1 protein-coding gene (running past one end of the window) is annotated in these 13,288 nt (G+C 73.4%); it reads left to right on the forward strand.

Annotation, left to right across the window (positions count from 1 at the left end):
* On the forward strand, positions 1-13,288 hold the beginning of the coding sequence (locus tag AB0J87_RS49800) for an SDR family NAD(P)-dependent oxidoreductase (protein WP_363979387.1). Its footprint extends 14,138 nt past the window's final position; the window shows 13,288 of its 27,426 coding nt (coding positions 1-13,288); its start codon is at positions 1-3; the stop codon falls past the right edge of the window.

The raw sequence follows: 13,288 nt of genomic DNA on the forward strand, positions 1-13,288 counted from the left end.
ATGTCCTACGAACGCTCCTCTCGTAGTTTTTCCGACGACGCGGTGGCGATCGTCGGCATTTCCTGCCGCCTTCCTCAGGCCCCGGACCCGGACTCCTTCTGGCGGCTGCTGCGCGACGGGGGCGACGCCGTCACCGACGTTCCCAGCGGCCGGTGGAACTCCCCGGAGACCGAATCGCTCCGCGGCGGCTTCCTCACCGGCATAGCCGAGTTCGACGCCGAGTTCTTCGGGATCTCGCCGAACGAGGCCGCGATGATGGACCCCCAGCAGCGGCTGCTCATGGAGCTGAGCTGGGAGGCGCTCGAAGACGCCGGCATCGTCCCGGACAGCCTGCGGGGCACCGGCACCAGCGTCTTCATCGGCGCCATGGCCGGCGACTACGCCCAGTTGCTGCAGGGCACCGGCCGCGCGGCGCTGACCCGGCACAGCCTCACGGGCATCAGCCGGGCGCTGCTCGCCAACCGGATCTCGTACACGCTCGGGCTGAACGGCCCCAGCATGACCGTGGACTCCGCCCAGTCGGCCTCGCTCACCGCCGTGCACCTGGCCTGCGAGAGCCTGCGCAGCGGCGAGTCGGGCCTGGCCATCGTCGGCGGCGTGAACCTCAACCTGACCCCCGACAGCACGCTCGCCGCGCTCAGGTTCGGCGCCCTGTCGCCCGACGGCAGGTGCTTCACCTTCGACGCCCGCGCCAACGGCTACGTCCGCGGCGAGGGCGGCGGCATCGTCGTGCTCAAGCCGCTGGCCCGCGCGCTCGCCGACGGCGACCACGTCCACTGCGTGATCGCCGGCAGCGCCGTGAACAACGACGGCGGCGGCGACGGGCTCACCGTCCCCGACCAGGACGCCCAGGAAGAGGTCATCCGGCTGGCCTGCGAGCGGGCCGGCGTGCCGGCGGCCGACGTCCAGTACGTCGAGCTGCACGGCACCGGAACCCGGGTCGGCGACCCCATCGAGGCACGTGCTCTCGGCGCCGCCATCGGCACCGCCAAGGACGCGGGCACGCCGCTGCTCGTCGGCTCGGCCAAGACCAACATCGGCCACCTGGAAGGTGCCGCCGGAATCGTCGGCCTGCTCAAGACCGTGCTGGCCATCCGGCACCGCGAGCTGCCGGCGTCACTCAACTTCGAGACGCCCAGCCCGCTGATCCCCTTCGACGAGCTGAACCTGCGCGTCAACACCGCGCTGTCCGCCTGGCCGCGCGCCGGCGAACCGCTGGTCGCCGGCGTCAGCTCGTTCGGCATGGGGGGCGCCAACTGCCACGTGGTGCTCGCCGAGCACCCTCAGGAGACGCCGCGACCGGCGCCCGGTCCCGCCGGGCCGGTGATCCTGCCGCTGGCCGGGCAGAGCGAGGCCGCGCTCCGCGCCCAGGCGGGCCGGCTGCGCGACCACCTGCTCGCCGAGCCCGCCGACGCCGTGTCCGCCGCCGCCGGCCACGCCGAAGCCGAAGCCGTGTCCGAAGCCGTGTCCGACGCCGTGGACATGGCCTACTCGCTGGCCACGACGCGCACGGCCTTCGACCGCCGCGCCGCGATCGTCGTCGACGAGCCGTCCGGACTGGCCGCCGCGCTCGACCGGCTCGCCAGGGGAGAGGCCGCCGCCGAGATCGTGACCGGCCGGCCGAGCGACGGCGACGTCGCCTTCCTCTACTCGGGCCAGGGCAGCCAGCGCCCGGGCATGGGCCGCGAGCTCTACGCCGCGTACCCCGCCTTCGCGCGGGCCCTCGACGAGATCGCCGCCTGCTTCGACGGCGAGCTCGCCAGGCCGCTGCTCGAGGTGATGTTCGACGATCCCGACGGGGTGTTGGACGAGACCGGGATGACCCAGCCCGCGCTCTTCGCCTTCGAGGTCGCGCTCACCCGCCTGTACGAGCACTGGGGCATCCGCCCCGACCGGCTGATCGGCCACTCCATCGGCGAGATCTCGGCCGCGCACATCGCCGGTGTGCTGTCCCTGGCCGACGCCTGCACCCTGGTCGCGGCGCGCGGCAGGCTGATGCAGGCCCTGCCCACAGGCGGCGCGATGATCGCCGTCCAGGCCACCGAGGCGGAGCTCCGCCCCCATCTCGACGACTCGGTCAGCATCGCCGCGATCAACGGCCCCGACTCCGTCGTCGTCTCCGGCGCGGAGGAGCGCGTCACGGAGATCGCCGAGGCGTTCCGCGCCCGCGGCCGCAAGACCCGCCGGCTGCGCGTGAGCCACGCCTTCCACTCGCCGCTGATGGACCCGATGCTCGCGGAGTTCCGGCAGGTGGCCGAGTCGCTCACCTACCGCGAGCCGGCCATCCCGATCGTCTCCAACCTCACCGGGGCCGTCGCGTCCGGCGAGGACCTGTGCTCGCCCGGCCACTGGGTGTGGCACGTCCGCGAGGCCGTGCGCTTCAGCGACGGCATCCGCGCGCTGGCCGACACGGGCGTGACCACGTTCGTCGAGGTCGGCCCCGGCTCGGTGCTGGCCGCCATGGGCCAGCACTGCCTGCCCGCCGACCCCGGCACCCGGTTCGTCGCCACGCTGCGGGACAACCGGGGCGAATGCCACAGCGCCGCCCTTGCCCTGGCCGAGCTGCAGGTACGCGGCACCGCGCCCGCCTGGGACGCCCTCTACCCAGGCGCGCGGCGCGTCCCGCTGCCCACCTACGCCTTCCAGCGCACGTACCACTGGCTTCCCGAGCCGGACGGCGCGGCGCCGCCCCCACCCGCGCCCCCGGAGCCGGCGGCCACCGGCGACGGGACGCAGCCGCTCGCCGACCGGCTGCACGGCCTGCCGGGGCCGGAGCAGGAGCAACTGCTCCTGGAGCTCGTACGGACCTGCATCGCGCTCGTCCTCGGCCACGCCAACGCCGCGACCGTGGACACCGCCACCGCCTTCAAGGCGCTCGGCTTCGACTCCTTCAGCGCCGTCGAGCTCAGGAACCGGCTCAACGCCGCCACCGGGCTCCAGCTCCCCAGCTCGCTGCTGTTCGACTACCCCTCGCCGCAGGCGCTGGCCGCGTTCCTGCGCGCGGAGCTGACGGGCGGGCAGGCCGCCCAGGCCGTGGTGACCGCCGCCTCGGTGGCGGACGAGCCGATCGCGATCGTGGGCATGGCCTGCCGCTTCCCCGGCGGGGTGCGCTCCCCGGACGACCTGTGGAACCTGGTGATCTCCGGTACGGACGCCATCGGGGAGTTCCCCGTCGATCGCGGCTGGGATCTGGCGGCCCTGTACGACCCGGATCCGGACAGCCGTGGGACGTCGTATGCGCGGCACGGCGGCTTCCTGTATGACGCGGGGGAGTTCGATCCCGGATTTTTCGGGATTTCGCCGCGTGAGGCGTTGGCGATGGATCCGCAGCAGCGGTTGCTGCTGGAGGCGTCGTGGGAGGCGATCGAGCGGGCCGGTGTGGATCCGGCCGGGCTGCGCGGCAGCCGTACCGGCGTGTTCGCGGGCGCGATGGCCCAGGACTACGGCCCGCGCCTGCACGAGGCTACCGGCGCTGCGGAGGGCTACGTGCTGACCGGCACCTCCGCCAGCGTGATCTCCGGCCGGGTCGCGTTCTCGTTCGGGTTCGAGGGCCCGGCGGTGACGGTGGACACGGCCTGTTCGTCGTCGCTGGTGGCCCTGCACCTGGCCGCGCAGTCGCTGCGGTCGGGGGAGTGCGACCTGGCGCTGGCCGGTGGCGCGACCGTGATGGCGTCCCCCGGCATGTTCGTGGAGTTCTCGCGGCAGCGCGGGCTGTCGCCGGACGGGCGCTGCAAGGCGTTCTCGGCCTCCGCCGACGGCACCGGCTGGGCCGAGGGTGTCGGCATGCTGCTGGTGGAGCGCCTGTCGGACGCCCGGCGCAACGGTCACAAGGTGCTGGCCGTCATCAAGGGCTCGGCGATCAACCAGGACGGCGCCAGCAACGGCCTGACCGCCCCGAACGGCCCCTCGCAGCAGCGGGTGATCCGCCAGGCCCTGGCCAACGCCGGGCTGTCGGCCGGGGACGTGGACGCGGTCGAGGCACACGGCACCGGCACCGTGCTCGGCGACCCGATCGAGGCGCAGGCGCTTCTCGCGACCTACGGCCAGGAGCGGGACCAGCCGCTGTGGCTGGGCTCGCTGAAGTCGAACATCGGCCACTCCCAGGCCGCCGCCGGCGTGGGCGGCGTGATCAAGATGGTCATGGCCTTGCGCCACGAGGTGCTGCCGCAGACCCTGCACGCGGACGAACCGTCCCCGCACGTGGACTGGTCCGCGGGTGCCGTCGAACTACTCACCGAGGCCCGGCCGTGGGAGCTCCGGGACCGCCCGCGCCGCGCCGCCGTCTCCTCCTTCGGCATCAGCGGCACCAACGCCCACGTCATCATCGAGCAGGGCGACCCGGCCGTCCCGGCCCCCCGCGACGACGCGAACCTCCCCGCCGTCCCCTGGCTCATCTCGGCGAGGACGCCCGAGGCGCTGGCCGGGCAGGCCGAGCGGCTCGCGTCCTGGGCTTCCGAGGCGACGCCCGAGATCCCCGTCGCCGCCGCCGGCGCCGCGCTGGCCGCCGAGCGGTCAGTGCTCGAACACCGCGCGGTGATCGTCGGCCGCGAGCGTGACGACCTGCTGGCCGGCCTGCGGGCACTGGCCGGCGGCCCCGCCGCGCCCGGCGTGCTGACCGGCAGCGGACCCGCGGGCCGGCTCGCCCTGCTGTTCACCGGGCAGGGCAGCCAGCGGCTCGGCATGGGCCGCGAGCTGGCCGCCGCCTTCCCCGTCTTCGACGAGGCGCTGGAGCAGATCTGCGCGCTGCTGGACCCCCACCTGCCGCACCCGCTGCGCGAGGTGATGTTCAGCGACCCCGACGGGGTGCTCAACGAGACCGGCATGACCCAGCCGGCGCTGTTCGCCTTCGAGGTCGCCCTGTACCGGCTGCTCGAATCCCTCGGCGTACGGGCGGACGTGGTGGTCGGGCACTCCGTCGGCGAGATCGCCGCCGCCCACGTGGCCGGGGTGTTCTCCCTCGCCGACGCCTGCACCTTGATCGCCGTACGGGCCCGGCTCATGCACATGCTGCCTCCGGGCGGCGCGATGCTCGCCATCGCCGCGTCCGAGGCCGACGTCCTGCCGCTGCTCGACGGGTACGAGGACCGGGTCGCCATCGCGGCCGTCAACACCCCGACCTCGGTGGTCATCTCCGGCGCGGAGGCCGCCATCGAGGAGATCGCGGGGAACGTCACGGCACGCAAGCGACGGCTGCGGATCTCCCAGGCCGCGCACTCACCGCTGATGGAGCCGATGCTGGCACCCTTCGAGGAGGCCATCGCGGGGCTGACCTACCACGAGCCCACGATCCCGGTGATCTCCAACGTCACCGGCGGGCTCGCCGAGCCCGGCCTGCTCACCAGCCCCCGCTACTGGGTCGACCACGTACGGCGGCCCGTCCGTTTCGCGGACGGCATCGCCGCCGCGGACGCCGCGCTCTTCCTGGAGGTGGGGCCTGACGGCGTCCTCACCGGGCTGGCCCAGCAGATGCTCTCGGACGGCGTCTTCATCCCCGCCGTACGCAAGGACCGCGACGAGATCGACACCTTCGTCCAGGCCCTCGGACAGCTCCACGCCTGCGGCGTCACCATCGACTGGAACGCCTACTTCGGGCCCGCCCCCGCGCTCCACGTCGACCTGCCCACCTACGCCTTCCAACGTCAGCGGTTCTGGCTGGAGGCACGCGGTCCCGTGGACCTGCCCACCGAGCACGTCGGGCTGTTCGAGGTGGACTGGATGCCCGTACCCGCCACGGGCGATGCCACCATCGCGCCCGGCGACGTGCTCCTACCCTGGCACGAAGAGGACGAAGGGGACGGCCCGGGCCGGGCGCGCGCGGCCGTGCTCCGCGTGCTCTCCGCCGTCCAGGACTGGCTCGACGGCGAGCAGCCCGCGTCGGCCCGGCTGGTGATCGTCACCAGGGGAGCGACCGACGAGGTGCCCGACCTGGCCGGCGCCGCCGTGTGGGGCCTGGTCCGATCGGCGCAGACGGAGTACCCGGACCGGTTCGTGCTGCTCGACGACGACGGCAGCGCCGAGGACGCCGTCGCCGCCGCCCTCGCCTACGACGAACCCCAGCTGGCGATCAGGTCCGGCAAGATCTACGTCCCGAGGCTGGCGCGGCGCGGCCGGCCGGCGGCGGACCGGCCCTGGGATCCCGAGGGGACCGTGCTGGTCACCGGCGGCACCGGCGCGCTGGGACGCACGGTCACCCGGCACCTCGCCACCCGGCACGGCGTACGGAACCTCGTCCTCGTCACCCGCGACCCGCACTCGGCCGGGGCCGTCGCGATCGCGGCCGAGCTGGCCGAGCTCGGCGCGCACGCCGAGCTGGTCGCCTGCGACGTCACCGACCGCGAAGCGCTGGCCGGGCTCATCGACTCCTGCCGCGACCTCACCGGCGTCGTGCACATCGCCGGCGTGCTCGACGACGGCGTCGTCCCGGCGCTGACCCCCGCGCGGCTCGACACCGTGTGGCGGACCAAGGCCGAGACCGCCTGGCTCCTGCACGAGCTGACCCGCGAGCGCGAACTGTCGGCGTTCGTGCTGTTCTCGTCGTGCGCGGCCACGCTCGGCAGCGCCGGCCAGGCCAACTACGCCGCCGCCAACGCCTTCCTCGACGCCCTCGCCCGCCACCGCCACTCGCTCGGCCTGCCCGCCATGGCCCTGGACTGGGGCCTGTGGGACAACTCCTCCGAATTCGGCGGCATGGCGGGCACGCTCGCCACGGCCGACCTGGCGCGCTGGGCCCGGCTCGGCGTCGCCCCGCTGCCGCGCGACGAGGCGCTGGAGCTCTTCGACTCCGCTCTCGCGGGTGGCGCCGTGACGACGCTGCCCGCCCGGCTGAGCCTGGCCAAGGTCGCGGACCCCGTACCGGCGATGCTGCGCGGGATGCTGCGCAAGCCCGTCGAGCGCCGCGCGGCCGGCGGCTCCGGCTCCGCTTCCGGCGAGGCATCGCTGGCGCAGTCCCTGCGCGGGCTGAGCCCGGACGAGCAGGAACGCACCCTGCTCGACCTGGTACGCGGCCAGGCCGCCCTCGTGCTCGGGCACGTGACGCCGAACGTCATCAGCGCCACCGGAGCGTTCAAGGACGCCGGGTTCGACTCGCTCACCGCGGTCGAGCTCAGGAACCGGCTCAACGCCGCCACCGGGCTGCAGCTGCCCAGCTCGCTGCTGTTCGACTACCCGTCGCCCAAGGCGCTGACCGACCACCTGCGTACCGAACTGCTCGGCGGCTCCGCCACGCCCGCCACCGCGGTGCGGTCGGCCGGGCACGACGAGCCGATCGCGATCGTGGGCATGGCCTGCCGCTTCCCCGGCGGCGTGCTGTCGCCGGACGACCTGTGGGAACTGGTCGCGCAGGGCCGGGACGCGGTGGGCGAGTTCCCCACCGACCGCGGATGGGACCTGGACCGGCTGTTCGACCCCGACCCCGGCAACCGGGGCACCTCCTACACCCGGCAGGGCGGCTTCCTGTACGACGCCGCCGACTTCGACGCGGCCTTCTTCGGCATCTCGCCGCGCGAGGCCCTGGGCATGGACCCGCAGCAGCGGCTGCTCCTGGAGGCCTCGTGGGAGGTCTTCGAACACGCCAACATCGACCCGGCCACGCTGCACGGCAGCCAGACCGGGGTCTTCACCGGCATCGCGCCGATGGAGTACGGGCCACGGCGCTCCGAGGGCTCCGACGCGGTCGAGGGATACCTCCTCACCGGGCAGCTGGCCAGCGTGGCGTCCGGGCGGGTGTCGTACACGTTCGGGTTCGAGGGCCCGGCGGTGACCGTGGACACCGCGTGCTCGTCGTCCCTGGTCGCGCTGCACCTGGCGGCTCAGGCCCTCCGGACGGGCGAGTGCGACATGGCCCTGGCGGGCGGCGCGATGGTGATGGCGTCGCCCGGCACGTTCGTGGAGTTCTCCCGGCAGCGGGGGTTGTCGGCGGACGGGCGGTGCAAGGCGTTCTCGGCCTCTGCCGACGGCACGGGGTGGAGTGAGGGTGTCGGCGTGCTGCTGGTGGAGCGGCTGTCGGACGCCCGCCGCAACGGGCACCAGGTGCTGGGGGTCATCAAGGGGTCGGCGATCAACCAGGACGGGGCGAGCAACGGCCTCGCGGCTCCGAACGGTCCTTCGCAGCAGCGGGTGATCCGCCAGGCGCTGGCGAACGCTGGATTGTCGGCCGCTGAGGTGGACGTGGTCGAGGCGCACGGGACCGGGACCAGCTTGGGTGACCCGATCGAGGCGCAGGCGTTGATCGCGACGTATGGCCAGGAGCGGGATCGGCCGTTGTGGCTGGGGTCGCTGAAGTCCAACATCGGTCACACGCAGGCCGCCGCCGGCGTGGCCGGGGTCATCAAGATGGTGATGGCCATGCGGCACGGGCTCATGCCCCGGACCTTGCACGTGGATGAGCCGTCGCCGCACGTGGACTGGTCTGCCGGTGCTGTTGAGCTGCTGACCGAGGCCCGGTCGTGGGACGTTCTGGATCATCCGCGCCGCGCCGCCGTCTCGTCGTTCGGGGTGAGCGGCACCAACGCTCACGTGATCCTTGAGCAGGGGGATCCGGTCGAACCGGCTTCTGACGAGGTCGTGGGCTCGCCGGTGGTGCCATGGGTGCTCTCGGCGAAGAGCCGCGAGGCGCTGGTGCAGCAGGCCGGGCGGTTGGCGTCGTGGGTGTCGGCGCGGCCGTCGCTCTCGGTGCCGGACGCCGCTTGGTCGTTGGCGACGGGGCGTTCTGCGCTGGAGCAGCGTGCGGTCGTGGTGGGTGCTGATCGTGATGAGCTGCTGGCTGGGTTGCGGGCGCTTGCTTCGGATGGGGTTTCCGGGAGCGGCTCGGGTGGCAGGCTGGCGCTGCTGTTCGCTGGTCAGGGCAGTCAGCGGGTCGGGATGGGCAAGCGGCTCGCTGAGGTGTTCCCGGTGTTCGCCGAGGCGCTGGAGGAGATCAACCAGTTCCTGCCGGTCCGTGAGGTGATGTTCGACGACCCGGATGGGGTGTTGAACGAGACGGGCATGACACAGCCCGCGTTGTTCGCCTTCGAGGTGGCTCTGTATCGGCTGCTGGAGTCCTTCGGGGTCCGCGCGGATGTGCTGGTCGGGCATTCGATCGGCGAGATCGCCGCCGCGCACGTGGCCGGAGTGTTCTCGCTGGCCGATGCGTGCGCCTTGGTGGCGGCCCGAGCCCGGTTGATGCAGGCTCTCCCGACCGGCGGTGCGATGCTCGCGATCGCGGCACCCGAGGCGGAGGTTCTGCCGCTGCTGGGGGACCGGGTCGGGATCGCGGCGGTCAACGGTCCGGCTGCGGTGGTGGTCTCCGGAGATGCCGAGGCGATCGCGGAGATCGAGGAGCGCGTGAGCGTTCGGACACGCAGGTTGCGGGTCTCGCACGCCTTCCACTCGCCGCTGATGGAGCCGATGCTGGCTTCCTTCGAGGAGGCCATCTCCGGGTTGACCTATCACGAGCCCACTCTTGCGATCGTTTCCAACCTCACGGGTCGGCTGGCCGAGCCGGGGCAGCTCACCCGTCCCGGTTACTGGGTGGAGCACGTGCGGCAGGCCGTGCGGTTCGCCGACGGGGTGACGGCTGCGGAGGCTGACTGCTTCCTGGAGGTCGGCCCCGATGGGGTGTTGACGGGGCTGGCTCAGCAGAGCATCGCCGATGGGGTGTTCGTTCCCGCGACCCGTAAGGACCGGGATGAAGTCCGTGCCTTGATGGAGGCGCTTGGCCGGCTGCACACCCAGGGGATCGCCGTGGACTGGACGGCGGTGCTGGCTCCGGGCAGGCAGGTCGATCTGCCCACCTATGCCTTCCAGCACCAGCGGTACTGGCTGGAGTCGGGCAGAGCCGTCAGCGACGTGACCGCCGCCGGGCTGAGCGCCGTGGAGCACCCGATACTCAGCGCGGCCGTGCCCGCCCCCGACTCCGACACCCTCACGCTCACCGGGCGGCTGTCCCTGGCCACGCTGCCCTGGCTCGCCGACCACGCGGTCAACGGCACCGTGATCCTTCCCGGCACGGGCTTCCTCGAGATCGCGCTGCGGGCCGCGGCGGAGACCGAGGACTGCGAGGCGGTCTCCGAACTGGCCATCCAAGCTCCTCTCGTGATCACGCACGAGCACCCCGTACAGCTCCAGGTGGCCATCGACGGGCCGGACGACGGCGGCCGGCGTGGCATCGCCGTGTACTCCCGCCCCGAAGGCGGCGACTCCTGGCAGCGGCACGCCCAGGGCACGCTCGGCCCCGCCGCCGCCGGACCCGGCTTCGACCTCGCGCAATGGCCGCCGGCCGGGGCCCAGCCCATCGACATCGACCACCTGTACGACGACCTGGCCGTCTCGGGCCTGGAGTACGGCGAAGCCTTCCAGGGGCTGGTGAGCGCCTGGCAGCGCGACGGCGCGGTCTACGCCGAGATCGTGCTGCCCGACCAGGCGCTGACGGGCGCGGAGCGGTTCGGGTTCCACCCCGCCCTCCTGGACGCGGTGCTGCACTCCATCACGCTCGGCGACCTCCTGCCGCGTACCGAGCCGGGGCAGCCGTTCCTGCCCTTCGCCTGGTCCGGCATCTCGCCGCACGCGGTGGGCGGGACCATGGCGCGGGTCCGTACGACGGCGAAGGGCCAGGGTGAGCTGTCGCTGAGCGTCGCGGACGACACCGGCGCGCCGATCCTCACCGTGGACTCCCTGGTGGTCAGGCCCGTGACGGCCGAGCTGTCGCCCGGGAGCACGCCGTACGCGCTGGACTGGGTGACCGCGCCCGCCACCACCGGGCCGGAGCCCGAGCGCGTGGTGGAGCTCGACGGCCTGGCCTCGCTGGGTGACGTGGAGGCGGTCCCGGACCTGGTGCTTGCCCGGGTCCCGGCCGGTGAAGGACGTACCAGGACGTACGAGGTGCTGGCGCTCGTCCAGCTGTGGCTCGCGGACGAGCGGTTCGCGCAGGCCAGGCTGGCGCTGGTGACCGGTGGGGCGGTCAGCGCGGTCGAGGGCGAGGTGCCGGATCTGTCCACCGCGCCCGTCTGGGGCCTGATGCGGTCCGTCCAGTCCGAGCACGCCGGGCGGTTCGTCATCGTCGACACCGACGACCATCCCGACTCCGCGGCCGCGCTGCTGCGCGCCTGCGCGTCCGGCGAGCCGCAGGTCGCCCTGCGGCAGGGCGAGCTCCGCGTGCCGCGCATCGTTCCCGTGACCCAGACCGCGCCCGCGACCGCGTCGATGACGGTGGACGGGACCGTGCTGCTGACCGGTGGCACGGGCGAGTTGGGGGCCCTGGCCGCGCGGCGGCTCGTCACCGGGCACGGCGTCCGGCACCTGCTGCTGGCCGGCCGCCGCGGTGCCGCGGCGCCCGGCGCGCAGGCGCTGCTGGACGAGCTGACCTCGCTGGGCGCGCAGGTCACCGTGGCGGCCTGTGACGTCACCGACCGCGCCGAACTGGCCGCCCTGCTGGCCGGCATCCCCGCGGACCGGCCGCTGCAGGGTGTCGTGCACCTGGCCGGGGTCGTGGACGACGGCGCCGTGACCTCGCTGACCCCCGAGCGGATCGACCGCGTCTTCGGCCCGAAGGCGGACGCCGCCTGGCATCTGCACGAGCTCACCGAGGACCTGTCGTTCTTCGTGATGTACTCGTCCGTCGCGGCCACGGTCGGCAGCGCCGGCCAGGCGAACTACGCCGCCGCGAACACGTACCTGGACGCCCTGGCCCTGCACCGGCGGGCGCAGGGCCTGCCCGCCGCCTCCTTCCAGTGGGGGCTGTGGGAGTCGGACAGCGGTATGGCCGGCGCGCTGAGCCAGGTCGACGTCGCCCGGCTCAACAGGGTCGGGCTCGCGCCGCTGCCCGTGGCCGAGGGCATGGCCCTGTTCGACGCGGGGCTCGCGCTCGACAGGGGAGTGCAGATACTCGCCCGCCTCGACACAACCGCCCTGCGCCGCCAGGACGAGATCCCCGCCGTCTTCCGTTCCCTGGTCAAGGCCCCGGCGCGCAAGCCTGCGGCCCCCAGGCAGGCGAGGGCGCGGGCCGACAAGGGCGCGCTGCTGTCGCTCATCCGTACGAGCGTCGCGCAGGTGCTCGGCCACGCCGACGCCGACGCCGTGGACATCGGGACCGCGTTCAAGGACCTCGGGTTCGACTCGCTGAGCTCCATCGAGCTGCGTAACCGGCTCAACGCCGCCACCGGCCTGCGGCTGCCCGCCACGCTCCTGTTCAACTTCCCCACTCCCGACGAACTCGCCGAGCACCTGCGCGCCGAGCTCACCGGATCCTCGCGGGCCGACCAGGTGGCCGCCCAGACCGGGACCGCCGACGAGCCCATCGCGATCGTCGGCATGGCCTGCCGCTACCCCGGCGACGTGGTCTCGCCCGAGGACCTCTGGCGGCTCCTCACCCAGGGCGCCGACGCGATCACCACCTTCCCCGGCAACCGGGGCTGGGACCTGGAACGGCTGTACGACCCCGACCCCGCCCACGCGGGCACCAGCTACGCCCGAGAGGGCGGGTTCTTGCACGACGCCGACCTCTTCGACCCCGCGCTCTTCGGGATCTCGCCGCGCGAGGCCACCGCGATGGACCCGCAGCAGCGGCTGCTCCTCGAAACCTCGTGGGAGGCGATCGAGCGAGCCGGGATCAGCCCCAAGGCGATGCGCGGGAGCCGTACCGGCGTGTTCGCGGGCGTGATGTACCACGACTACGGCACGCGCCTGCCGCAGGCGCCCGAGGGGTTCGAGGGGTTCGTGCTCAACGGCAGCGCGGGCAGCATCGCCTCGGGCCGGGTCGCCTACACGTTCGGGCTGGAAGGCCCGGCCGTAACGGTGGACACGGCGTGCTCGTCGTCGCTGGTGGCGCTGCACCTGGCGGCCCAGTCCCTGCGGTCCGGCGAGTGCGATCTCGCCCTGGCCGGCGGGGTGACGGTGATGGCCACGCCCAACGTCTTCATCGAGTTCTCCCGGCAGCGCGGGCTCGCCGCGGACGGCCGGTGCAAGGCTTTCTCCGCCTCCGCCGACGGCACCGGCTGGGCCGAGGGCGCGGGCATGCTGCTGGTGGAGCGGCTGTCGGACGCCCAGCGCAACGGCCACCAGATCCTCGCTCTCGTCCGGGGCACCGCGATCAACCAGGACGGCGCCAGCAACGGCCTGACCGCCCCGAACGGCCCCTCCCAGGAGCGCGTGATCCGCCAGGCGCTGGCCAACGCCGGTCTGACGACCTCGGACGTGGACGTGGTCGAGGCCCACGGCACCGGTACGACGCTGGGCGACCCGATCGAGGCGCAGGCCATCATCGCGACCTATGGGCAGGAGCGGGACCGGCCGTTGTGGCTGGGGTCGCTGAAGT

Source organism: Nonomuraea sp. NPDC049625 (assembly GCF_040675285.1).
Lineage (GTDB): Bacteria > Actinomycetota > Actinomycetes > Streptosporangiales > Streptosporangiaceae > Nonomuraea > Nonomuraea angiospora_A.